The 25,638-nt window shown below is 40.7% G+C and carries 19 protein-coding genes and 2 pseudogenes; 5 read left to right on the forward strand and 16 right to left on the reverse strand.

Annotation, left to right across the window (positions count from 1 at the left end; all coding sequences use genetic code 11):
- Positions 1 to 90 precede the first annotated feature (90 nt).
- Positions 91 to 257: pseudogene (locus J2S07_RS12610) on the forward strand (DUF2200 family protein); the annotation flags it as partial.
- A gap of 124 nt (positions 258 to 381) precedes the next feature.
- On the opposite strand, the gene J2S07_RS12615 reads toward J2S07_RS12610, so the two are convergent.
- The 12 genes and pseudogenes from J2S07_RS12615 to J2S07_RS12675 form a co-directional block, all read right to left on the reverse strand.
- A complete protein-coding gene (locus tag J2S07_RS12615; protein WP_307150766.1) occupies positions 382 to 1,218 on the reverse strand; it encodes a DUF2785 domain-containing protein in 837 nt (278 codons plus the stop codon).
- Between the two features lie 82 nt (positions 1,219 to 1,300).
- The gene (locus J2S07_RS12620) at positions 1,301 to 2,239 is read right to left on the reverse strand and encodes an SDR family NAD(P)-dependent oxidoreductase (RefSeq protein WP_307150767.1); all 939 of its coding nucleotides are present in this window, start codon (positions 2,237 to 2,239) and stop codon (positions 1,301 to 1,303) included.
- Positions 2,240 to 2,289: 50 nt separating this feature from the next.
- Entirely contained in the window at positions 2,290 to 2,862 is a 573-nt protein-coding gene (locus J2S07_RS12625; protein ID WP_307150768.1) for a TetR/AcrR family transcriptional regulator, read from the reverse strand.
- Positions 2,863 to 3,077: 215 nt separating this feature from the next.
- Complete coding sequence (locus tag J2S07_RS12630; RefSeq protein ID WP_307150769.1) at positions 3,078 to 4,670, reverse strand: acyl-CoA dehydrogenase family protein; 1,593 nt, start codon at positions 4,668 to 4,670, stop codon at positions 3,078 to 3,080.
- Positions 4,671 to 4,809: 139 nt separating this feature from the next.
- The gene (locus J2S07_RS12635; RefSeq protein WP_307150770.1) at positions 4,810 to 6,138 is read right to left on the reverse strand and encodes a hemolysin family protein; all 1,329 of its coding nucleotides are present in this window, start codon (positions 6,136 to 6,138) and stop codon (positions 4,810 to 4,812) included.
- A 157-nt stretch (positions 6,139 to 6,295) separates the two neighbouring features.
- The gene (locus tag J2S07_RS12640; RefSeq protein ID WP_307150771.1) at positions 6,296 to 7,843 is read right to left on the reverse strand and encodes a kinetochore Spc7 family protein; all 1,548 of its coding nucleotides are present in this window, start codon (positions 7,841 to 7,843) and stop codon (positions 6,296 to 6,298) included.
- Between the two features lie 40 nt (positions 7,844 to 7,883).
- Positions 7,884 to 9,243 (reverse strand): annotated as a pseudogene (locus J2S07_RS21940) (acyl-CoA dehydrogenase family protein).
- Complete coding sequence (locus J2S07_RS12655) at positions 9,243 to 10,379, reverse strand: acyl-CoA dehydrogenase family protein (protein ID WP_307150774.1); 1,137 nt, start codon at positions 10,377 to 10,379, stop codon at positions 9,243 to 9,245. Before J2S07_RS12655 ends, J2S07_RS21940 begins: the two are co-directional and overlap by 1 nt.
- A gap of 147 nt (positions 10,380 to 10,526) precedes the next feature.
- Complete coding sequence (locus tag J2S07_RS12660) at positions 10,527 to 10,865, reverse strand: SCP2 sterol-binding domain-containing protein (RefSeq protein WP_307150775.1); 339 nt, start codon at positions 10,863 to 10,865, stop codon at positions 10,527 to 10,529.
- Between the two features lie 134 nt (positions 10,866 to 10,999).
- Positions 11,000 to 11,767: a MeeY/MeeF family manganese export membrane protein gene (locus J2S07_RS12665; protein WP_307150776.1), complete on the reverse strand. Its 768-nt coding sequence runs from the start codon at positions 11,765 to 11,767 to the stop codon at positions 11,000 to 11,002.
- Positions 11,768 to 12,069: 302 nt separating this feature from the next.
- Positions 12,070 to 14,676 carry a calcium-translocating P-type ATPase, PMCA-type gene (locus tag J2S07_RS12670; RefSeq protein WP_307150777.1) on the reverse strand — a complete coding sequence of 869 codons (2,607 nt, stop codon included), beginning with the start codon at positions 14,674 to 14,676 and terminating at the stop codon, positions 12,070 to 12,072.
- A gap of 166 nt (positions 14,677 to 14,842) precedes the next feature.
- On the reverse strand, positions 14,843 to 16,312 hold the full coding sequence (locus J2S07_RS12675; RefSeq protein ID WP_370872823.1) for a DHA2 family efflux MFS transporter permease subunit: 1,470 nt from the start codon (positions 16,310 to 16,312) through the stop codon (positions 14,843 to 14,845).
- Positions 16,313 to 16,563: 251 nt separating this feature from the next.
- Between J2S07_RS12675 and J2S07_RS12680 the strand changes: the two genes are divergently transcribed.
- Positions 16,564 to 17,460, forward strand: a complete 897-nt coding sequence (locus J2S07_RS12680; RefSeq protein ID WP_307150779.1) for a TetR/AcrR family transcriptional regulator — start codon at positions 16,564 to 16,566, stop codon at positions 17,458 to 17,460.
- Positions 17,461 to 17,488: 28 nt separating this feature from the next.
- On the opposite strand, the gene J2S07_RS12685 is transcribed toward J2S07_RS12680, so the two are convergent.
- The 4 genes from J2S07_RS12685 to proV form a co-directional block, all read right to left on the reverse strand.
- The gene (locus J2S07_RS12685) at positions 17,489 to 18,346 is read right to left on the reverse strand and encodes an MBL fold metallo-hydrolase (protein ID WP_307150780.1); all 858 of its coding nucleotides are present in this window, start codon (positions 18,344 to 18,346) and stop codon (positions 17,489 to 17,491) included.
- 102 nt (positions 18,347 to 18,448) lie between these two features.
- Positions 18,449 to 19,351: a glycine betaine ABC transporter substrate-binding protein gene (locus J2S07_RS12690; protein ID WP_307150781.1), complete on the reverse strand. Its 903-nt coding sequence runs from the start codon at positions 19,349 to 19,351 to the stop codon at positions 18,449 to 18,451.
- A gap of 26 nt (positions 19,352 to 19,377) precedes the next feature.
- Positions 19,378 to 20,205 (reverse strand): ABC transporter permease, encoded by an 828-nt coding sequence (locus J2S07_RS12695; RefSeq protein WP_307150782.1) that lies wholly within the window; start codon positions 20,203 to 20,205, stop codon positions 19,378 to 19,380.
- 1 nt (position 20,206) lies between these two features.
- Positions 20,207 to 21,415: a glycine betaine/L-proline ABC transporter ATP-binding protein ProV gene (gene proV / locus J2S07_RS12700; RefSeq protein ID WP_307150783.1), complete on the reverse strand. Its 1,209-nt coding sequence runs from the start codon at positions 21,413 to 21,415 to the stop codon at positions 20,207 to 20,209.
- A gap of 582 nt (positions 21,416 to 21,997) precedes the next feature.
- On the opposite strand from proV, the gene J2S07_RS12705 reads away from it, so the two are divergent.
- From J2S07_RS12705 to J2S07_RS12715, 3 genes are all read left to right on the forward strand, one after another.
- Complete coding sequence (locus J2S07_RS12705) at positions 21,998 to 23,557, forward strand: histidine kinase N-terminal 7TM domain-containing diguanylate cyclase (protein WP_307150784.1); 1,560 nt, start codon at positions 21,998 to 22,000, stop codon at positions 23,555 to 23,557.
- A gap of 183 nt (positions 23,558 to 23,740) precedes the next feature.
- Positions 23,741 to 24,643 (forward strand): ABC transporter permease subunit, encoded by a 903-nt coding sequence (locus J2S07_RS12710; protein ID WP_307150785.1) that lies wholly within the window; start codon positions 23,741 to 23,743, stop codon positions 24,641 to 24,643.
- Positions 24,640 to 25,536, forward strand: coding sequence for a peptide ABC transporter permease (locus J2S07_RS12715; protein ID WP_307150786.1), 897 nt, complete (start codon positions 24,640 to 24,642; stop codon positions 25,534 to 25,536). Before J2S07_RS12710 ends, J2S07_RS12715 begins: the two co-directional genes overlap by 4 nt.
- Positions 25,537 to 25,638: the final 102 nt, after the last annotated feature.

The raw sequence follows: 25,638 nt of genomic DNA on the forward strand, positions 1-25,638 counted from the left end.
ATCGAAGTTATTGGGGATAGAACTACTTCTAGTTTAAGATAAATCCTAATTTTGTCAAACATTAAAATAACTACTACTTATGAAGTTCTAACCCCCCAGTTAAACCCTTCCCGGCCTTGAACAAAGGTGTAATTTGCGGAGTCCGAGTGGAGACAATCGAAGAACCAACGATGCAGGAAATTCGCTGCTTGGACAAGCTAATCGATGAGCTTGCAAAAGGAAAAACGATGGAGAAGATTTTGCGGACACCATCATAATACAGATACTATGATGAAAGTATTTTTAGAATCATACTCTTTTCCTGCAGTTTTTTCCCATCCCCAATAAATGGAGCGTTAATCCTCTATGAATAACGCTCAGTTTACTAGAAAAAACAACCTTTTATTGAGTGTGGTTATAGGAACGGCTATACCAATGTTCTAAAATTTTTGTAATTATCTCCTGTATATTTAACCTCTCATTCTTGTACAGCAGTCTGAAATAAAATCCTCGTAAAAAGTTTATAACATTGGATTTCTTCCAGAAGAAATTTAAACTATATCCTTCTTTTTCTAATGCACTTAGTTCATCAGAAATTGATACAATCCAATTTTCAATTTCATTATCCGTTACACCTATCTCTTGAAGGGCTTCTACTGCAAAAATAAGTCTTTCCTCTTCATCATCAACATACGGTACTTGATTGGTGCTTTCTTTGAATAGGCATTGCTTGATTGCTTCAAGACAATCGGAAGATAGCATGATAGAAAAGCTTGGATGTTTGATAGCTTCTGTTAGTAAATCTGCACCATGTGCAATACTATGTGCCCATCCTTTTCCCACCACATGGCCTCGAACATCTACCTCTAATTTCAAATATTGAATACTTCCCTGAATTGCTTCTATTACAATATCATCTGGCAGGAACCGATTTTCCCTATCTTTCATAAGGATTAGCACAATCACCAAGGCGGAAAAAGAACGGGTAAATACGGAGTCAGTTTCTTTTTCACCAATATCCAAAAATAAGTTTCTAAGACAAACCTCAAGAATATGATTTATTTGTTTTTGTGTTAAATAGTCTTCCATTATCAGTTTTCCAAATGAGTTATAGATTAGCGTATCCCTAAGTTCTGGGTCGATGGAACCGATGTTATCCAACATTTTGTCAATAAGATTATCTATATTGCTTTGTTGTAAAGTGATTTCTAATTTTGTTAGTTCTGATTTTAAAGTCATACTTTCCTCACTCTATATATAATTTTCTCCTAACTCGCTCCTATCAACACCCATATTATACCATAACTAACCTACCCCCTTGTTACAATAAGTTTTTTCTCATATATTCAATCGTTTGTTTCAATCCCTCACGATAGGAGGTCCGAGGCAATTCACCGAAATATTGCTCATATTTCGACCCGCTCAAAACCACTGGTTCTTCATTTAAATAAAACATTTCTACAACCTCGCGCATATCCCGGTTAAATAACCCTAAAAAACGAATCATACTTTTGGAAATAGTCGATACTCCTTTTTGATAATCGATGTTCTCTCTAATCAACTCAATGATTTCTCTCCCTTTAATGACACCATATCCAGGAATATTCCAGTTCTGTCCGTAGGCATTATTCTCTAACGCCAAATTAACAATTGCTTTTGCACCATCTGGTGTAAAAATAAACTCCCTCGCAATTTCCTGATTCCCCACATAGGAAGACTTTTTATCATTCGCAACTCCCTTTAGCGTATAATGAAGGATTGTATTTTCTGCATTCGGTCCGTAAAAATCAGGAAAATGGGCAATCACAAATGGTATGCCAGACTCCTTAATAAGTTTCTCTACACGTAAACGGATTCGACCTTTTTTTGTATGTGGGTTCTTAGGAAAATCCTCACTAACCTTTTTCCCATCACTTCTTCCGTAGGCATAAATATTGTCCACTACGACAAGCTTGGCTGACTGTGACTTAGCAGCAGCTAAAATATTGCCCATAAATAATTCCAGTTTTTCCTCCCATGCTGAGTAGGGAATGTTTCCGGCCTGGAAAATTACATCCACATCCTTTGCTGCCTCTAACAGATCCTCCATGTTAAACACATCGCCTGCACAGGCCTTCACATTCTGCTCATCACCAAATAGTTGGTCAATTTTCGATTTCGTCCGAGCAAATGCTATTACCTCAACACCCCTTAATATTAATTCCTTTACAATAGCGTAGCCCATTCCACCAGTTGCTCCCACGACAAGTGCTTTCTTCATATTCTGTCCTCCTCTTAATTAACCACTGGTCAATAAATCTTAAAAAAAAATTACTCAATCGCCTTCAGCAAGAAATCAGCATGTCGATAAGCCATATCCTTAACGTCATCAAATCCGACGACATGTCTACAGTAATGAGTGACAAAGCCATGCAAGGATAGAAAAATGCTCCATACATCCTGAAGAGTAACCTTTTTCCACTCACAAAGGGAATATACGCTTTTGGCAAAATTGTCATAAGTATGATTTGGCTCTTGGTTAATGAAGTTTTTTACCTCATCATCCTTTATCAAAAACATAATCTCATAGTGGCTCTGGTAGGTTAGCCCAAACCTTATATAACCGACAAATATTTGCCTAAGCTTTTCTCTGTTATCTAACTCCTGTTTCATAATGTCGTCAAGAATGCTGTTTAGCATTTTGAAATGATCCTCGACAAGGGCAAAAAACAGTTCCGCTTTGTTCTTAAAATGATAGTAGATAGCTCCATGACTACAGCCTAAAATGTTTGCAATTTGCCTCATTGAAACATGCTCATATCCCTTTGTGGTAAACAAATCTCGTGCAGCGTTCATAATCATTTCTCTTGTAAGTTCTCTCTCTACTGACTTTCTAGGTGACATTTTCTCCTCCTTATTGACCACTGTTCAATTAAATAATATCCTCCTTTTGAACAGCAGTCAATAATTTCTATTTGAAATTTTGCCTAAATTTCGTGATTTAGGTTCACAATCCTCTGTAAACACAAATTGTTCGTTGCACTGTCCACCCCATATGGACAAAATCGAAAAAATGTCCACGGGCGGTACCAGGTACCGAATTAAAGTACCGAATTAAATTAAAGGGCGGTTTCTTGGTAGGCCTTGAAGAAGGCGGTACAGAATTGATCCCATTCGGCTGCGGCTTCGATGGAGGCCTCTGTTACTTCTCCGAGGACCGGCTTTTGTAGAAGTTCCTCTAATTGCACAGAAAACTCTTGAATGGTTTCCTCTGGCGCTCCTTCCAGCACTCCCTGAACAAATTCTCTAGGTGGATACCAGTCGACAACTCTTGAGATATCCCGATAAATTTGGGTTAGCAGCAGGCTGCGTGGACCCTCCCATTGCTCATTGACAACAACATCCCGGAAGATCCGAGGAAGGGATGAGAACTCCTCCATCACGCCATGACCACCAAAGATGGAAATGGCCTCGCGCAAGACTTCAGCACCCTCCTGGGTGACGTTAATCTTTTGCAGCAAGACGAGCTCCCGTAGGTTAAATAACTGCTTTCTTATTTCAAGTGGATGATCTGATTTCAACCCTGGATTTAGAGGCTGCTCCAGCTTAAGGAACAAATCGTAGATTTTGAAAGCACCTGCTGTTGTTCTTTCGGCCGCACTCTTAATCTTCCTTAGCTTGCTTGCGGATAAAGGATAATCCTTCACCTTCTTGCCAAAAACGGTACGGAAATTACTATACAGCTCTGCTTCTCTGGAGGCACGTAGCATAAAACCTGCACAGGCAATGCCGATTTCCAATCTTGATAAGGTCAAAACAATCCCCACTGCCACGGCAATTCCTTTATCCTTTGGTCCAATTGGATAGGCTAACGCCCCCTTGTATTCAATTTCAGCGGTTGGAAGCTCAGCAGTTCCCATCTTCCACTTAATGCGATTAATTTCATAGCTATTGCGCTTTTCCCGCTCCTTATCACCCGGTAACCAGGAAGGCACAATAAAGGTCGAAACCTTTTCTGACTCAGAAATTTTCGCAGTAACTACGGAGTAATCGGCATGGGCAACGGAACAGAAAAATTTATTCCCATACAATCGATAATACTTCCCGTCTGGAACAGCTTCTAATACATTCGCCGGTAAATCCGAACCACCTTGAATCTCGGACATATATTGGGCTCCAATGGCGAATTCTCCACCCTCTCCTTCCTTCGTATGCATAAGAATATCGTAGAGCTCCGGGTATTCATCATCCGGGAATTGCTCCAGCAAAGCCACTAATCCATGCGTACATGTTAAGGGACAGGCTACCCCCGCTTCTCCTAATTGGTGAATCAGCATCCTTTTAATGAAGCTTTCCCAAGGTGACATTTTACTTGAAAATAACCCTTCTCCAAATACCCCTTGTTCGAGCTGATGGGTTTCAACAGGTCGAACAATCCGATCAATCCGATTGTTAAAAGCATCGAAATGAAGCATATAAGGATGGACCTCTGGGCGTGCAAGCCTTTCCGCCAGGCGATTCCACTCCCCTGACACTTTCGGTGAAAAAGATAAGATTTTTTCATGAATGTCGTTAAAGTCATGACGAAGATATTTCTTCGCCATTTCTTGTAAAAACGGTTCATCCCTATACCAGTCTAATTTCTCACGTTTCTCCACAAATTCCTGAAAGCTATACGAGTTTTGACCTTTTGTCTCCGTTACTACTTTCATTGATCCGTCCCCCTTGCAGAATTAATAAACTATTCAGAATAATTATAAAGGCAAAAGGACGCCAACGTCGATAGCAAAGGACAAATATTAAAAAAACTCATCCTTTCTCGCTCCCTTGCTAAAAAGAATGAGTTCCCGCTCAGCTTTCTTCTAATTCTTCATTTTCCTTCACAGTGACCTTCACTTTTAAAATGCGACGATCATGTATTTCTTCAACTGCAAATAAATATTTCCCGTATTCAATCACAGGGCTTTCTTCTGGACTAGGAATATACCCGAGCTGCCCCATGATAAAACCACTCAATGTATCATAGTCTTCCGTTGGTAGCTCAAGCTTTAACGCATCCTCTACATCATCGAGATCAACGGTGCCTGACATTAAAAATTCTGTATCATTGATTTGGATAATCTCCTCAATATCCATCTCGGCATCATCATACTCGTCAAAAATATTCCCTACGATCTCCTCAAGTAAATCCTCCATCGTGACAATTCCATCTGTTCCCCCGTACTCGTCTATCGCAATGGCCATATGCACCTTATTTTTCTTCATTTCCTTAAACAATTGATCAATCCGGCTTGACTCCAGCACATAAAAAGGTTCACGTGCTAGTTCCCGCAAATTGAACCTTTGTTCCTGTCCATTTTCCATATATTGAAACAGATCTTTAATATGTAGAATGCCAATAAGATGATCCATATTTTCTTCATAAACTGGAAATCTTGTGTATTTCTCGGTATTTGCTAAGCGCACGGCTTCCTGTAAGCTATAGTCCGCGGGAATCGCGACAATATTGGTTCGATGGGTCATAATGTCAGAAACCGTTTTATTATCAAATTCGAAAATATTATTAATCATCACTTTTTCCGTTTCTAAAATGGTTCCTCTTTCCTGCCCCACATCGACCATCATGCGAATTTCTTCCTCCGTTACCTCTTCCTCCTCTGCATGTGGGTCTAAGCCAAACAGACGGACAATGAGATTGGTCGAAAGCGTTAATAGCTTAACAAAAGGTGCCGTTAATTTTGACAAAAAGGAGATCGGTCCTGCAGCGATAAAGGAAATTTCCTCTGCTTTCTGGATCGCCAGCCTTTTGGGGACTAGCTCTCCTAAGACAAGGGTGAAATAGGACAGGATAATCGTAATTAATGCCGTAGAGAGCATTTCTAGAACATTTCTGCTAACTGGGATATGAAGATGGAGAATTGCGTCTGATATAATCCCAGCAAAGCTTCTTGCCGAATAAGCACTTGCCATAAAGCCCGATAAAGTTATTCCAATTTGAATCGTAGCCAAAAAGCGGCTTGGCTCTGTCAATAGGCTCTGAACGGCCTTTGCTTTGTTATCCCCACCCTCCGCCAATAATCTCAACTTATTATCATTAATGGAAACAAGCGCCATCTCCGAAGCAGCAAAGAAAGCATTTATCAAAATCAATATGAGCAGTATGAGAATATCCGTACCCAAGAAAGTCACCTGCCTATTTGTAAGAATCCATGACTTATTTTCTTACTATACCCTGACTCACTTGGGAGTATTAACGAAATACATGATCCATTCCCATACATAAATTAATCATTCAGGCCCCAGCCTTCTAATAGGTGGGGCCATTTATCTCTATGGCTTATGGGGATTTTAGCCAATCCTTCACATCATCCAACCATTTTCTTAATCGACTTTCTTTGACTTGCGATGGTACCTCACTCTCTTCTACAGGCACATCAGTGCTTGCTTCACTTGCCGGCACACCGGTTTTATTTGGCGCTTCTACTGGAAGTCCACTCTCAGGAGGGTTACTTTTGTTCTCATCTCCCCCATTATGATCTGATTCCCAGTTCGGTTCTGGTTTTGAATCCGATTCTGTATGTTGATTATCTTCCGTTTCTTCTGAGCTGGCTGCATCCCCTTGTTTGGGTGCATCATTTCCTAATAGACTCGCTACTACATCATCCCCGAGAATTTCCTTTAGGCTTATGATTCTTTCCTTCAATTCACTACTCTTTGTCTCAATCTCTACTTTTGTAGCTTCAATCCCATCCTTCTCTGTCTGTAATTCCCTAAGCTGCTCAATGAATGGATGGATGATTTTCTTATATTCTTCAAGCTTGTTTCGAACCATTTTCAGATCAATTTCTTCCGAATTTGGTTGCTCTGCTTGATCAGAACCGTTCTTGATTTCTTCTGCGACTTTTATTAATTCAGCATATCTTTTTACTAATTGAAGCTTTTTGTCGGTCGTTTCTTGGACCTCCATTGACTCAATTTTCTTTAACGATTCCTCCATTTTTTTCAGATTCGCTTCCAATTGGTCCGCCAAGCTTGTCGCATCATCCATTATTTCCAAAAATGGTGAGATTGCTTGGATATAGCTATCTTGCTGCTCCCATAATGCTTTGGTATCGTCAATTAATTGCGCCTGATCCACTTGTGCGATATTTTCTTCAGTGAGGTCATTTGTTATTTTCGCCAATAATTCCTTTAACGTGTTCGGCTGATCTAGATCGATTTCGGCTAAAGCTTTGGAAGCTTGATTGATCAATTGCTCTAGTAATGATACCTTTTCGGAGTCCTTTCTCATTTCATCCAATATATCCTTTAATGATAACTCATTGGCTTCTAATTCTTCGAGAAGCTTTTTAAATTCCTCTTCACTCATTGAACCACCTTCAGGTATGGAACCACATTGGCTTTCATAACAGGTTTCTATCTTCGCATTGGGTAGGCTAATGGCAGCGGCAGCTTGATCGGTAACCGTCATCACTACATTTTCCATACAAAGCCTACCTAGCCTAGATGGCATGCACAATCCACCAAACTCAGGTATCCGATTCCCTAATGTGGTTGCTTTTAAATTATTTACCGGAATTGGACCTGGAGATGTAATTTTGATCATTAACGGTTCTTGATTTCCACCTACATTTAACCTTTTTGTGATGGTTAATCCATAAATGTCACCGTCAAAGATCGTTATTTTTCCAGCAAGAATTCCTAGTAAATCCAGCATACCATCTACCTTTTCAGACTGAATGACAAAGCCGCCACTATGATTTGCAGCGGCACTAACGAAATTTCCTTCCGCCTGAATTGGCCTGTATTCAATGAATGAAGAGGAAAAAACGCATACAAAGATGAGCCAAAAGGTAAGAAAAAACCGGAGCCTTTTTTTATTCATGCGAATTCTCCTCAAACAGTAATCATTTGAATCTTTCTATTTACGCTTGTACGGAATTAACATCCTCATGCTTTATTTTAGCTTGCTTTTTTGTCGGAAAATCATCTGAAACAGAGACCTCTTCTTTATCCCATGCGATACAAAGAGCTCCCGCGAAGATTCCTATGATGGTTCCAATAACAAAGCCACCTAAAGCGCCCATAATTGAAAGGATGGATAAAAAGATCGTTAATACGCCAAAAATCGTTGAAAATTGAGGATATATATATGAGAAGATTCCGATAATTAACAAGAAACCACTTAATTTCTCCACGATATGTCCATCCAGCCCTACTGGTCCTAATATTTCCAAGCATTTTGCACAAACATCCAATGCCATTTGCCCTGCATATGCTTTACACATAGCCGCTTCCTTCGCATTTGCGAGCCCGATATCTTCTTTCCAGGCAGCCTCCCAAGTAAGATATCTTGCTGCTGCGATTTCCTGTTCTGCCTCTGCTAAGATCTCAGCTGCGATCGTATATAATTGGCCTGACTTAGGATATTCGCGCCTCACAATATCTAGCGTATATTCATATGCTGCTCTCGCAATCCCAATCGCCATTGCGGCAACAATCGGTCGAGTGCTATCGAAGGTTTTCATTGCCACCTGAAACCCTGATGGCTTTGAGACGGCCGTCTTGTATAATTCCTCACCACCCAATAAATTTTCATCAGGTACAAAGCAATCATCAAACAGCAGCTCTGCGGTTTCATTTGCCCGAAGCCCCATTTTTTTTGGCAAGCTTTGTACAGCTATAGCCCTTTGTCCCCTTCTCTACGACAAATGCCCTCTGCCCAGCTCTGCCCAGTGATTTATCTACAGTTGCAAATACAACAACCCATGATGCACGCCCACCATTGGTAATAAAAATTTTCTGTCCATTTAAAATATAGCCGCCATCGACCTTTCTAGCGGTTGTCTGTACCCCTGAGGCATCAGACCCCGCTTCCGGCTCAGTTAAGGCATAGGCCCCCCAGCGTGGCTTATCCTTTGTAAAAATCGATAAAAATCTTTCCTTTTGTTCTAGGGTTCCGCTGCTTTGTATCGGTGGACCTCCTAACCCAGCGCCGGGCAAAGATAATGCAATGGCTGGATCTCCCCAGGCGATTTCTTCTGTTGCGATGACGCCTAAACGATTGCCTTCACGTTCCTTTTTCGATGACTTCTTATCGGATTCTCCACCGCCAAAGGATGATGTATTCAGATGAATTCCCATTTTGTTAACATTATCTAGCCAATCGTCAGGCACTTTCCCCAATCGATCCGCTTCCATCGCAATCGGCCTAATTTCATGCTTAGCAAACCAATGGGTCATTGCTTTTATTTGTTGCTGCTCTGTCAGTTCATAACTAATCATCAAACGGTCACCCCAATCGCTCCACTCAAGATTTGCTCTCCTCTTTCGATCAATAATTCTCTTTCACGTCCGTACAAAGTAACTTGGGCCTGGGCATCCCTCATCCATTTTTCAACAGGGTACTCTTGAACATATCCGTGTCCTCCCAATAGTTGTACTGCTGAATCCGTGACAAACCGGAGCGAACGATGGGCCCGATATAATGCTCTTATGGATGAACCCGCTGCTGTGTTCTTTCCTCCATCAACCGCCAATGCCGCTTCCCAGACTAAATGGGCCGCAATTCTCGTTTCCATCGCCATATCCGCAATTCGAAAGGATACACCTTGAAATTTAGCGATTTCTTGACCAAATGCTTTTCGTCCAGCTGTATATTCTGTTGCATAATCTAATGCGGCTTCCATTAATCCAACCTGTTTAGCCGCCTGTAGGACTCGAATTCGATTACGCGTATCAGCCATCAGCTTAACTGCATCTTCAGCCTCAGCCAAGGCGAGCTGCTTCGAAATTTGAACTTGGTCAAAAATGATTTTTCCTGTACCAGAAGCTAACAATCCTAAACGATAATCCCCTGAATCTACCTTTACTTGGTCCTGATAAATATCCACCCACAGGACGACTGGTACGCCTTCATTATCCTTAGCTGCAACAATGACATAATCAGCAAAGCTTGCTAGTCTTATAGGCTGAGAAACACCATCAATCATCCAACCATTTTCAGTCTTTTCGATCGTTATTTGACTGTTCGCTACTTCTAATAAATCTAGGAGAGCAATGGTCTTGTTTGACTGAATAAGCTCTTCCTTGTGTAAGGATAAAATAGGGTGATCCTTTTGAAGTCTTATGAATGATGCGGCATCACCAGCACCTGGCAGACCTTGAATAACGGCTAAATCGCCGTAGCTTAATGCTTGTAATATTTGTGCCTGAGAGATTAAGGGAAGCTCCAATCCCTCCCATTCCTCTGGCATTTCCCGCGAAAGAAAGCCTAGTTCTTCTAATTCCTTTACCATTTTGTCATTCACTATTCGATTATCCTCAACCTCTCTCGCAATAGGTCTAATCTTTTCTAGAGCAAATCCTTTTGCGACTTCAATAAATTCTCTTTCTTCGTCTGTAGGTAGAAAGGATGTCACATTTTTTTCCTCCTCTGTTAAAAGTGAAACTTCCACCAGAGTCGGGGAAGTTCCTAATGAATCATTCATGTAAATGGCTAAATTTTATCCCCTCGAAGACTCTTGGTTCAAAAGTATCCCCGGAATCACGAGGAAGCTAGATTCCCATTAAACAGTACGATAGGCTGCTAACACATCTTGAAGCTTCAATGCCAGCCCCATATTTCCTTGGATTTTTAATCTTCCACTCATAAATGCTTGCGTTCCATTTAAATTTCCCTCAACCATTTTCTTAAAATCTTCCGAATCCATTTTTAAAGTGCAGTCTGGTTTTTCAGCTCCACCTTCGGCCGCATAGCTCTCTTCTCCTTTTAAAACAATATGGTACGAACCCGTTTGTCCCCCATGAAGATCAAATTGGTACACAGCCTCGAGACCATTTGCACGACTTGGGTCTGCACCTAACGCTGTATCAATTTCCCGAATTATTTCCTTCAACTCTGCCATTGCTACTTTCCTCCCCATATCACATGATTAAGTTGCTATGTTGATCATAATTTCTAGGGGATAAAATTGAAATTCCGAATAATGTAGGGCTTTCCTTATCATGGTTGGTTGGTAGTCCCTAACTTTGTATGACCCTATGCTGCCGACTGCTCTCTTTTCCGATCCTTTGTCAAGAACCATCCAGCCGCTGCAATTCCGATTAAGACGATGTAAAAAGCAATTTTCCATAATGGAGAATGAGCAAAGTCATATGGAATGAATCCCACATCCTGATGCCCCAATGTCATAACAAGAAGCTTGACCCCAACCCAACCGACAATCGCAAAGGCGGCAATCTCAAGCCCTGGTCTTGATTGAAGTAGCTTGACGAAGAAATCTGCCGCAAATCGCATGATAACTACTCCAATTAATCCCCCTGCAAAAATGACAAGGAATTTTCCACCATCCATCCCGCCGATGGTTGGAAGATTGGTGCTCGGAAGACTCACAGCAAGGGCAACTGCAGCCAAAATTGAATCAATGGCAAAGGCAATATCTGCCAGTTCCACCTTAAAAACTGTCATCCAAAATCCAGATTTTTTCTCCTTTTTCTCTTTTTCAACTGCCTCTTTTTTCATAACCGTTTTTCTCAAAATATGATTAATGGAGATGAACAGCAAGTATAATGCACCGATCGCCTGAATCTGCCATACATCAACGAGAAAAGAAATCACAAACAACGAAATAAAACGGAACACAAAGGCGCCTGCAAGACCAATAAACAATGCCTTTCTTCGTTCTTTTTCTGGAAGATGTCGTACCATGATGGCAAGCACGAGTGCATTATCCGCTGCCAACAATCCCTCTAAAGCCACCAACAGTAATAAAACCCAGCCGTACTCTAACAATATTGAAATATCCATTTACTTCCCCCCTAATAATTGTAATAGTTGTCATATTATTTCCTGTACTCCTTTTCCTGACTCAAGCAATAATCACCAGCCTTAAACAGAAAAAGCCTTTACCGAAAATGGTAAAGGCTCTAGAAAATACAAAAAGACCCTTACCATTGGTAAAGGTCTTGCTAACTAAGAGTTAAATCCAACTCATAGCCAACAAAGCCGAGAGATAAAAATCTCTGAAATGACGACCTTGCTGTTAAAGCTACTCCCCTTTAGGAGAACGATATTTATATATTTAATATACTCAATACCCACTTCTCCCGTCAATTATTTTTCACAAAAATAACTCGATACACCTGGATAACGATAAGAGGCATGAATGCAAGAGCATAAATGGACCCCAGCTCGGAAGGACTTAGTACAGCAATTTCAAATATCCCTTGAAGCCCTGGAACAAGTAACACTAGATGCAATAAAACAATGCCTATGATAAAGGCATACCAAATAAATTGATTTGAAAAAACACCAATTTTGAATAAAGACTGATTGCTTCGAGAATTAAAGCCATGCAACAATCTCGCTAAGCATAATGTTGCAAAAGCCATCGTGCTTGCGACCATATGATCACTAGTAGACAACCCAATGGAAAAGGCAATCAAAGTCGAAATGGCAATTAGAATGCCTTCAAATAAGACCCTTCCTGCGAAAGCTTTGTTAAGAAGGGGCTCATGAATATCCCGTGGTTTTTCCTTCATAATTTTTTTGTTATAAGGCTCTAGTCCAATGGCAATGGCAGGCAAACTATCAGTCAAAAGGTTAATAAACAAAAGGTGTACCGCTACAAACGGAACTGGTAAAGCAAAGAACGAAGCATAGAGAACAGTCAAGACAGCCCCTGTATTTCCAGACAAAAGGAATTTGATTGAGTTTTGAATATTAGCATATATACTGCGGCCGTTAGAAATGGCTTTCACAATCGTTGAAAAATTATCATCGGTTAACACCATCGAGGATGCTTCTTTTGCCACTTCTGTCCCGGTAATTCCCATGGCAACCCCAATATCAGCTTGCTTTAAGGCAGGACCATCATTGACACCATCCCCTGTCATCGCAACCACATTTCCTTTTTCCTGCCAGGCCTTGACGATTCTTATTTTATGTTCCGGTGAAACCCTCGCATAAACAGAAAGGTCAGCAACCCTTTCCTTCAGCATTTCATCGGACCATTTCTCAATTTCCATCCCTTCGACAGCTTCGGAATCATCCTTCAGTATCCCGATTTGGCGAGCAATCGCAGATGCCGTAATTTTATGATCCCCTGTTATCATAACTGGTTTAATCCCTGCACCAATACATGCAGCGACGGCTTCATGGGATTCCTCTCTCGGTGGGTCCATCATGGCCGTTAATCCGACAAAGGTAAGACCATATTCATCTTCTAGACTTACTGAGTGATCCATTTCCATTTCTTTATAAGCAAAGGCCAGAACCCTCAATCCATTCTTAGAAAAATTCTGATTGATTCCTTCAATTTCTTCATGATCCTTCTCCGTAAATCTTCTTATTCCCTCTGAGGTTTCTATGTATTCCACCCGTGATAAAAGGACATCCACAGCTCCCTTTGTAAACATCAGATGCTTTCCTTCGTACTGATTCACCGTGCTCATCAGCTTTCGATTTGAATCAAAAGGAAGCTCATCAATGCGAACGTATTTTTCCCGCATGATTAGTTCATCATAATGATGCTCCTCACCAAAATTAACAAGGGCGACCTCAGTCGGATCACCAATTTCCTTGTTTTCGATTGTCACGGCATCATTACACAAAAGACACATAAGAACCATTCTTTTTTCAAGCGGATTATCCATTTTTAGCTCGCCATGTTCAAGCACTTGATGGTCCACATAAACCTTCTGCACTGTCATTTTATTCTGAGTTAAGGTACCCGTCTTATCCGAGCAGATGACGGAGATGCTCCCTAAGCTTTCAACAGCATGAAGTTTTCTTACAATCGCATTTTCCTTCGCCATTTTCTGGGTTCCAAAGGCAAGAACAATCGTCACGATCGAGCTTAGGGCCTCAGGAATCGCAGCTACGGCAAGGGCCACGGCAAACATAAAGGAATCAACAAGATCATGTCCTCTCCACATATCCAACGCAAAAATCAGGATCGCTATCCCGATAATCAATAAAGCGAGCTTTTTCCCAAACTCATCAAGACTTGCCTGGAGAGGCGTCTTTTTCTCCTGTGCAGATTCCAAGAGATTAGCAATCTTCCCTATCTCTGTATCCATTCCGATATTCGTTACTGCGACAACAGCTCGGCCGTAGGTCACATAGCTCCCTGAAAAAACCATATTTTTCTTGTCAGCAATCGGAACCTCATTTTGTTGAATTGGCTCCTCATCCTTGAGCACACTTAAAGATTCACCAGTCAACGAACTTTCGTTCACCTGAAGGCTATGATTTTCTATAATCCTCCCATCTGCACTAACAAAATCACCTGCATCGAGAGAAAGAATATCCCCTACCACCACTTCTCTTGAGGGGATTTCAATGATTTGCCCGTCCCTTAAAACCTTCGCATTTGGAGCAGATAGGGATTTTAGGCTATTAAGACTCGCCTCCGCCTTCATATGCTGAACTGTTCCAAGAATGGCATTAAGAATAAGGACCACCAAAATAACAATCGTACTTTCTATTTCACCAAGAAATGCCGATATGAGGGCCGCAATAATCAATATAATGACAAGAAAATCCTTAAACTGTTCAATAAACACCTGAATTATGCCTTTCCTCTTCCCTTCGGCTAATTCATTATATCCATACTGTTTTCGTCTTTCCTCTACTTCTTCTGTTGTTAAGCCGGCCTTGGTTACATTCAAGGTCTTAAGAACTTCTGTAAGCGACATTTTAAAAAAGCTCGGCATCTGGATTCCCCTTCCATTTTCTCTACTATAATTATGACAAATTTTAACTCCCTTCTCACTAATTTTTTTAATGTTCTTTGTGAAGCTTAGAAAAGGAGGGTATCATTCAGACATGCCATCGACAATGAATGATTCACATAAAAAAGAGAGAAGCACACGCTCCTTTCTAATTTTCTGCTAATTTTGTTTTTACTTTGGGCTTTGATTTTTCTCCCACTTGCTCATCTGATTGTGTAGCCCGCTTGATAAATAATGCAAGAATCAACGCAACAATAGCAATCCAGCCTGCGACAAAGAAGGCATCATTAATTCCCTCAAGCATAGCCTGTGCACCGATTTGCTGCTTCATTTGTGCAATAGCAGCGGCATCTGGCTGACCTTGAAACGACTTCATCGCATCCTTGGCAATCTCCTTCGCATGTGTTTCCGTACGTGTTGACATCACCGTTACTAAAAGAGCCGTCCCGATGGCACCTGAAACCTGATTTAAGGTATTGTTCATCGCTGTGCCATGTGGATAGAATTTTCTCGGTAGCTGATTCAGTCCATTTGTGGAAACTGGCATCATAACCATAGACATACCAAACATACGGACCGTATAAAGAATGATTAAATGTGTATAGGTAGTTTCTAGAGTTAATTTAGCAAAATAGAAGGTCGTGATGACCGTAATAGTTAAACCAATGATTGCTAGAATGCGTCCACCGAATTTATCAAATAATTTTCCTGTTATAGGAGACATCACTGCCATCACAAGCGCCCCTGGAAGCATCAACAACCCAGCGTCCATCGGTGAGATTCCTCGCAAATTCTGAACATAGATAGGCAGTAGAAGCATCCCTGAGAACATCGCCATATTTACAACCATTGTGATCGATGACGATAAGGCAAACATCGGGTACCTGAAGACCTTGAAATTGAGCATTGGGCTTTCGAACTTCGATTGTCGAAGGATGAACCAAATCAAGGCAATAACACCTGCGGTAATAGTCCCGTATACATATGGGCTATCCCATCCTTTAGCGCCAGCAGAGCTGAATCCGTACAATAAACCACCAAAACCGATACTAGATAAGATAAGGGAAAGAAAATCAAGACGCTTATTGATTTTTTCCTTTTGATCTTTTAGTAAGAAAAAGCCGATAATGAGTATGATAATCGCAATCGGAGTGATAAAGTGAAAGAGCATTCTCCAATCATAATGCTCAATGATCCATCCTGACAGGGTTGGACCAATAGCTGGCGCTGCCATTAGAATCAGTCCGAATACTCCCATCGCTGCCCCCCTCTTATGAACTGGGAAGCTGACAAGCATGACATTCATTAATAGAGGCATCAATAGCGCCGAACCAGATGCCTGAAGCATACGCCCTGCCAGTAAAATTGGGAACACATGGGCCAAACCTCCAATAATCGTACCCATGGAAAATAGGAACATCGCAACCAAGAAGATGCGACGCACGGTATACTTTTCAATTAAGAATGCAGTTGTTGGTATCAAAACCCCGTTAACCAACATGAAGCCTGTCGTCAACCATTGAACGGTTGTTGGACCGACCTCAAGCTCGTTCATTATAGAAGGTAGCGCAATATTTAGAAGCGTATTGTTTAAGAATGCGATAAATGCCCCGATCATCAAAATAGCAATAATTCCATACGGTGGGCGATCCGTATGTTGAATAGAACCTTCCAAGTTTATTCCCCCTTATTAGACATGTAGTCCATTATATTGAACCTATCGTTCATGCAGAACATAAAATATATCATATAACAGCGGTTCAAAAATTGTCAAACCATAAATATTCTGTTTGTAAAAATAATGATTATCCTATACTATAAATTATACTGGCAGTCTATTTTCATGATATAACCAGCAGGTGATTAGGAATGAAGGACAGGAAGCAGCACGTCATTAAGATGGCTCACCAATTATTTATAGATAAAGGATTTCAAGCCACGTCCATCCAAGATATTTTGGACTACAGCGGCATCTCCAAGGGAACTTTCTATAATTATTTTTCTTCAAAAAATGAACTATTAATAGCCCTCTTAAAGTCCATTTATGAAAAAATCAATAAAAAACGAAATGAACTACTGATGGGTCAAGATCCGAGCGATATCGAAGTGTTTATCAAGCAAATCGAAATTCAGCTGGAGATGAACCGGTCCAATAACTTATCCTCCCTTTTTGAGGAGGTCTTCTTCTCAAATGATGAAGAGCTGAAACAGTTTATTAAAAAGGGACACTTTAGAGTGATTCGTTGGACTCATAATCGATTTAAGGATATCTTTGGTCATGATAAGGAACCGTATCTATTAGATTGTTCCATTATGTTTCTAGGGATCCTTAATCATAATTACAAATATTACTCAATTGAATCAAACTCAAGAACGGCGATCAAAAAGGTTGTCAGGTACAGTGTGAACCGGATCGTGAAAATAGTGGAGGAAGTAGCAGAATCGGGTGAACAACTCCTCCCACCGGAAAAATTAACCTCCTGGTTGCCAGATTGCAAAAAGAGCACAAAGGCTTTACAACAGAAGCTTCAGCATTCCATTTTATCACTGAAAAAATCACTTCATCACAGCCATGAGCCATTAAAATATATCGAGCTTCTTGATTTTATCCTTGATGAGCTTGTGAACACAAAGGAACCTCGAAAATTTTTAATTGAAAGTGTTCTCTCAGTCCTAAAGACAGAGCCTTCCCTCTTCAAGGCAGGAGATATGCAGAAGTTGGAAGAGCAGATCAAACAATACTTTATAAACGAAGAGCTACTCTAAATCTTATGAGGAAAATAGAGTAGTTTTTTTAATGGAGTTTGCCATCCACATATTTTCCATAATCCGGGAGAGCAATCGTATCAAATTCTCTTACAAGTCTTTCTAGACTTTCAGATAATAAATCACCAGACATTGGTAGCCCATGACCAGTGACTGCCACCAAAGGCTTTAACGCTTCTAGCTTCATAACAGATTCTTTTGCAGCCTTCCAATCTGTCGTTAAGTATCTTGGGGGGCCGCTAATTTCTTGTTCTTGGGTTAGCACTTTATATAAATATTCCTGCTTGACCATCACAAAGGCATCTCCAGCAATTAAAGTACAATCTGATTCTCTGAAAAAGGACACATGACCTGGAGTATGCCCAGGAGTATGAATCCACTTAAATCCTGGCATATAAGGAATCGTTCCATCGGTTGGAAGCTGCTCCACCCGATCTCCCAAATTGATCGGTTCAATCGGAAACATTGGGGACATTTTGGCTACCATTCCACCTTCAACGGTTGGATCCGGTTCCGGATAGCTCATTTTTCCTGTCAAAAATGGCATTTCTAATTCATGGGCATACACCGGAACCTCCCAATACTTCACCAGTTCAATCACCGCACCAATATGATCGAAATGTCCATGCGTTAAAATGATCGCTTTTGGACGAGCATCTGAACCGAATCGCTCCTCTGTTGCTCCAATAATTTCATCCGCAGAATTGGGCATTCCCGCATCTATCAATACAAAATCCTTCGTTTCTGGATGGCCTACTAATTGAAAATTAACAATTTGCACGGTGTGGTTGTACAAATCGGGCAATACCTCAATCCCAATCCCACTTCCAATCGAAGTTGCAGGTATGTATTTATGATCGCTGCCATAGCTCATTTCCTTCTCCATAAAACCCACCCTTATCATTTCAAAATCAAACAAAGTATCTCCTTGATTAGAAATTCTATGATTAAAAAAATGGTGCCTAGTCACCCTAGACACCATTAGACCTTATAAGTCTTCAATTGAATCGGCTTCAACATATGCTGGAACAACTAAGCCTGTTTTTGCTCCTTCAAGATTCGCTCCCAGTCCTTCAAGTTTGTCACCGTACTCATCTAAGTAATCAGCATGGGTCAGCGGCAGCCAGCCCGCAACCATTCCATCTGCATCTCCTTGTGCAACGGCAGCAAACATTGGGCCTGCCTCTAATTGAATTAATTCAACCTTATAGCCGATACTCTCTAATACCTTTCCAACCACATTGGTACTTGCAATTTCTGAATCCCAAGCTACATAGGTAAGCTTAATTTTTTCCCCATCAACTTCATCAGCACCCTTTGTCCACTCAGCTACCTTGTCACTATTCTCTTCAATCCATTTAGAAGCAGCTTCTGCTGGGTCTGCTCCTTCTTGAATTTCAACCATGACTGCAGCCATATCATCCGGTGTCCAGTAAAATTGATCCAGTACCGTATAAGCACTCGGCTCGTCATCCTTTAATCCTTGACGTACAAAGGTTTCGATCGTTTCTTCTTCCCCGTATATTCCTTTTGGATCCTCTAAATATTTCAAATCAAACTTGGCAAACTTCCAATGTGGTGTCCAACCAGTAATAATAATTGGTTCTTTTTTTTCATAGGCCTTTTGGAGCTCTGATGCCATCGCAGCGGATGAGGATTCAACGAGCTTCCAATCAGCTAGATTATCATAATCTTCAAGAGCCTTCGCCGTTGCCTTCATTATGCCTGCCCCTGGCTCAATTCCAATAATTTTATAGTTCACTTGCTCTGCGATAGAATCCTTACTTTTTCCATCCCCAGACGACCCACCGGAACTTTCCTTCCCACCACATGCAGCTAACAACATTGTGACAAACAATACTAAGGAAAGGTAGAACTTTTTCTTATACATGAACATTTCCCCCTTGTTATTGGTTCTTATTTTTTAATCCCGATATTTTGTGAAATCCGGTCTAAAATGATTGCTAAAATGACAATTACAAAACCGGCCTCAAACCCTACTCCAACTTTAATTTGTGTGACTGCTCGGTACACATCTGCTCCAAGTCCAGGCGCTCCTACAAGGGAGGCAATGACCACCATTGAAAGTGATAGCATGACGCTTTGATTAATACCCGCCATAATCGTTGGCATGGCTAGTGGCAGTTGAACCTTTAATAGCTTCTGTTTGGTCGTTGAACCAAACGCATTAGCAGCCTCTATCAGATCCTCTGGAACCTGGCGAATACCAAGATTGGAAAGTCGAATCGTTGGTGGCATCGCAAAAATAACTGAGGCAATAATGCCTGGCACCACTCCAATCCCAAAGAAGAGAATGGCTGGAATTAAATACACGAACGCTGGCATTGTCTGCATAAAGTCAAGAATTGGCGTAACAATATTCCGGGCACGATCATTTTGGGAAATTCCAATCCCAATCGGAATTCCAATCACAATGGAAATAATGACAGAGGTTAGCACAAGTGCCAAAGTGTCAATCGTTCCATCCCAATAACCTAGGTTATAGATTAGGAGAAGGCCGATTGCAGTGAAAATTGCGGTTGACCACCGGCTTACCCAAAGGGCAATTCCAGTAAAGAGTATGATAAGAATAGAAGGAGGTATTATTGTTAAAAGCCAAACAAGTAAATCTACAAAACTTCCAATTCCATCCGAAATAAGATTGAAAAATGGTTCTAGTGTATCACGAAGAAAATTGACAAAATGATCAATCCACTCGGCAAGAGGTATTTTTGGAATCGCCATCCTAATTCACCTCTTTTCCATTCAATTGAATTTCATCACCTGCAAGAGCTGCCAGCACCGCACCGCGAACAATGATTCCCTCTAAGCGGTTTTCCTCATCTACAACGGCGACAGGTAATGAAGCTGTAGCTACGCACTCGAGTAGATCCGTTAATAAAGTATCGGGTGAGACAGTCTGTATATCACGAATCATCACTTCTTCAATTTTCTTCCCATTTTTCACTGCATCCGCTGCATCCTGTGCCGTAATCGCCCCTATTAGCTTACGGCCTTTGTCGACGATATACACACTCGAGATCCCAACCTCCTTCATAATTTGGAGTGCCACTCTCGGCCCCCTTTCAGCAAGGAGTTTCTCTGGGCGCTTCATCACGTGGGCAGCAGTTAAGACCTTCGATAAATCAACATCCTCGACAAAACGTTCCACATAATCATTGGCAGGATTCATTAGAATTTCTTCTGCCGTCCCGATCTGAACGATGGAACCATCCCTCATGAGAGCGATTCTGTCACCAAGTCGCAGCGCTTCATCTAAATCATGGGTAATGAAAATAATCGTTTTCTCCATTTTCTCCTGCAGTTCAAGCAGTTCGTTCTGCATATCCTTGCGAATTAGTGGATCAAGGGCACTAAAGGCCTCATCCATGAGTAAAATATCCGGATCATTAGCCAAAGCTCTTGCTAGACCAACCCGTTGCTGCATTCCACCACTAAGCTCACTTGGATAACTATTTTCATAGCCTTCTAGACCCACTAGGCGCAAGGCTTCCATCGCTTTTTCCCTCTGAGTCTTCTTATCTATTCCCCTCATTTCAAGCCCATACTCCGTATTACTTAATACGGTTCGGTGTGGGAACAAAGCAAACTTTTGAAAGACCATGCCCAATTTTGTCCTCCGAACCTCTCTTAGATCCTTGGGCTTCATTTTGACAATGTCTTGTCCATCAATTAGGACTTCACCACTTGTTGGATCAATGAGTCGATTAAACATTCGGACGAGCGTGGATTTTCCACTTCCTGAGAGACCCATAATGACAAAAATCTCACCAGCGTACACCTTGAAGCTAGCCTTATTTACGCCAACGGTCATCCCCGTTTTTTCGAGAATTTCCTTTTTCGTCATGCCCTCATTTAGCATTTTTACACCTTGCTGGGGTGATTTCCCGAAAATTTTCGAGACATTTCGAACCTCTATTTTTGGATCATTCATCTTTTCACCTCAATTGATTTCGGTTTGTTTTTCAGAATTTTTCACCCGCATATTTAAAGTGTAGACCTATCAATAATCTGAAACAAACTTGATATCCCTCTATATTCCGCGGTAACCACGGATATCCTCGTGTCTCGTTCGTTTAACTGGCAAATCCTTAAAGTTCTTCCATATTCCTCCCATATCCTCCAGATAACTTCAGGTCCGCATAAAAAGGGACCCCACAAAGCTTCATATGTGGCAGGCCTCTTATAGTTAATGTACAGTTTGACTCTAGCCTTATACGTGTGCGTGAATGGGTTTTATTCGGTACGAAAAACGTTATGAACGTACGCGTATAAGGCGGTATATAAGTCAATACAGAATATAACAGAGCTTAGTTAATAAACTTTGATTCTAACTTCGCTTTTGATTTTTTTCCTTCGAGCTAATCATACTAAAAATTGCGCTCTCCTATCATCGTGAAATCATTGAAAGTTTCCATAAATATTTGTAGATTTCTATATTGGCTTTTCCTTTTGTTTGCTATAATACGAAATGTCAAAGCAAAATAAAAAAGTAGATAAATTCGGAGTATCTAATATGAATAATGACATTTTTATTTACATTGTCTTTACCTCGATATCTGGTGTTTTATCTGTTTTACTCGGGGTGTATGCCTATGTAAAAAGAAAAGATTTTTCCAGTAGCCAACTCTTCATTTGGATGACTTTCCTCTCTGCTATCTACATATTTAGTCATGCGATTGAGCTCGCTAGCAGTACATTACCCGAAATCAAATTGTGGCTTAAGATACAATACCTCGGCCTCCCCTTCATCCCTCCATGTGGTCTACTTCTAGTTATGCATTACGTCGGGTTAGAAAGGGTTATCCATAAGAAAACTGTCGGGTTCATTCTATTCATCCCTTTTCTCACATCAATCATAAGTTTAACGAATGATTTCCACCATTTATTGTACCGCTCCGTGTATTTACGACCAAATGAGCCTTCTCCACTTGCAGATATGCTCCCTGGTCCATGGTATATTGTGCACGGAAGCTATACGTTTGCCTGTTTGTTGGTGGGGATTGTTCTTCTTATTTGGTATTGGAAGCAAACAAAGTGGGTGTACTGGAAACAAATCATGACCCTTTTATTAAGTAATCTTCTTCCTATGATCGCTTCTTTTCTTTATTTAATGGGATTATCACCTATGGGGATGGACCCGGTTCCAATCGTAATGTGTTTAACTTCTGCTTTGTATTTTTGGGCAATTCTTTCTAGCAATCTCTTTGTACTCGCTCCAATTGCTCGTAATCGTGTGTTTGAGGGCATGCGTGACGCAGTTCTCGTTGTTGATACGGAAAATCGGATTGTCGATTATAACGCTTCAGCTAAAAGGCTGATATCGCAATTGGATTCCTCCTCCATTGGGAATAATATCAAGACCCTTTTAGACGGAGCCTTTCACAGCCTCTTAACACCCGATACTTTAATAACAATCAAAGAGTATGAATGGAGCACTGTAGAAGAAAAGCATTATCGAATCTATTCTACTCCCGTTCTGAAAGGGAAAGATATTAGCGTTGGAAAAACGATTGTTGTCCATGATATTACCGAACAGAAACAACTGGAGAATCGGCTTACAGAGTTAGCCTTCACAGATGGTCTAACGAAGATATATAATCGTATCTATTTTATGGAAAGAAGTTCAGAGCTCTTGAATCAAGCCAAGAAGAAAACTCAGCCTTTTTCTCTCCTTTTATTCGATATCGATCATTTTAAAAAGGTGAATGATACCTATGGGCATAATGTTGGGGACAAAGCGATTTGCCATCTCGTAGCAATCTGTAACAGCATTCTTGAATCTGAACACATCTTTGCTCGCTTTGGCGGGGAAGAATTTATCGTATCCTTGCCAAATTTCTCGATGGAAGAGGCAGAAAATATCGCTGAGGAAATTCGCTCCATGCTGGAAAATTCTCCGTTACCACTTGCAACCGGTCAAATCCAGATCACGGCGAGCTTCGGTGTAGCGGAAGCAACAGCCTCCATGTCCCTTGATATGGTCATCAACAAAGCAGATCAGGCTCTCTATGCTGCTAAGAATAGTGGTAGAAATGCGATCCAATGTGCTAATAACTTGGTCTTTACGAATTAATCCATCAAAAAAGCAGCAGGTTTGTCAATTATGAACCTGCTGCTTTTTTTAGCTACCTCTTTAACCCTCTAGCATCGTATAACATCATAAAATTCAAAATCTCTTATAGGAACATTTGACCAATTAATCCCACTTGTGGGAAAATTTATATTATTCTATCAGAAAGATAATTCGGGGGTTCTTATGTGGTGGGAGATTGTTAAAAGTTTACTAGTCTTTGTTTTAATCGTAGTTGGCTTCATTTTACTTTTGCTTTTGCCAAGAGAAATGTCCGTCACTCATCATGGCGGCTTGGTCTTTACAGCGGAGTATCCGTTTACGTTGGAATTATTTAGGGAGAATATTGTGGCATTTATTCAGCATTTCCAGATAGAAAAAGGCTTTGGACTGAATAGATATGGGGTTCCTATTGTTGAGGAAGTGCAAAAATTTCTTAAACGGGATCTCTATATCATTATCCCGGCCTTCCTGCTTTCCATTATTTTTGGGATTCTTTTAGGAATTGTTCAGTTCTATTTTCGTAATCGCTTCTTTGGAAGGGTTCAATCGTTTTTCTCTTGGATCTTTTCATCTATACCTGATTTCTTTTTCTTTATTGCTGTTCAGTATTTATTGATCAAGCTATTTCACCTAGGATTTCCACGCTTTAGCCTATATGGGAATGATCACTGGTATAATTTTTTCGTCCCTATGATAGCCTTAACAATTTTTCCTTTGATTCATATGACAAAATATACAGCAGCAGCCTTAGAAAATGAAGTCGGTCAAGATTACTTGAGAACAGCCAGAGCAAAAGGGCTACAAACGATCAGTGTTCTCAAGCATATGCTTAAGAATTGCCTTTATTCACTATTTAATCAAATACAATTTATCATGTTATATATCCTATCAAGCTTGCCAATTATCGAAAAATTATCAAGCTATCAAGATGCTGGTTATCATCTCTTAGGCAGCATTCTTGCCCATGACGATGTAAGTGCCTTAGCCTATATGCTCCCATTTCTAGCATTCATGTTTGTCACTGTGCTATTTTCAAAGATGGTTAGATTTTGGACAGTACCCCAAAGGTCAGGAGAAATAAGATGAAGATCGTTGAATTTATGAAGAATAATATTCTATTATGCTTAGGTTTAGTCATGCTATTGGTTCTTCTTTTCATCACCTTTTTTGGAAAGTTCCTTCCCGGGATTGATGCGGAATTAAAAGTTATTGAGTATCTTTGGGTCGATAAGATTCCGACTATCCCTCCTTTCGATCCCTCCGATCATTTTCCGTTAGGAACCGATCGATTAGGAAGAGATCTTTTAAGTCTCATTGTTTTGGGGGCGAAAGAAACTCTTCTTATCGTCGTATCCATCACAGTTGTTCGATATTTATTGGCCATTCCCCTTGCCTATTTTGCACACAAAAGATGGCTTGGTGCCAATGCAGTTCTAAACTGGCTCAATGGATTCTTATCCTATATCCCAACCATCATCGTCGTGATTTTGCTCGTCACCCTGCCACCAATTCTTGAAACGGAAATAAGGCCCGTTTTTGTCGTACTCATCATCGCAGCCGTTGAAATTGGTAGAGTAGCAGAAATGGTAAAAGTAGAATTCAATCAAATTTCAACAAAGGAATTCGTTAAGGGTGGAAACGCCATTGGCGTCACGAATGTTCGATTATTAAAAAATTACTATATGCCTTTTCTCTATGGAAGAGTCCTTGTGAGTCTTGTTGGAGATATGGGGAAAGTGATGTTTCTCCTTGGACAATTAGGGTTTATTGGGATATTTGTTGCCCAAGATTTTGTTCAAATTGACCCTGGTGCCTTTGAATTTCAAAATACTTCACTCTCTTGGCCGATGCTATTGTTAAATGCCTTTAATGATATAAGAGGACCCGTTTGGATCCCATTCTACCCTGCGCTCGCGATGACCTATGTGATTTTGACCTTCAATATTTTGGCACAGGGATTGCAGAAGCGTCTAGGGTAGAGGGGCGTCCTTTTTCTTTACAAATTTTTGAATAGCTTCATTTAGAAGAACGTAGGGAAAAAGTCATAGTTTTGTCTATTCTAGTCCTTGAATTGGATGAAT

The organism is Anoxybacillus andreesenii (genome assembly GCF_030813005.1).
In the GTDB taxonomy this organism is placed as follows: Bacteria; Bacillota; Bacilli; order Bacillales; family Cytobacillaceae; genus Robertmurraya; species Robertmurraya andreesenii.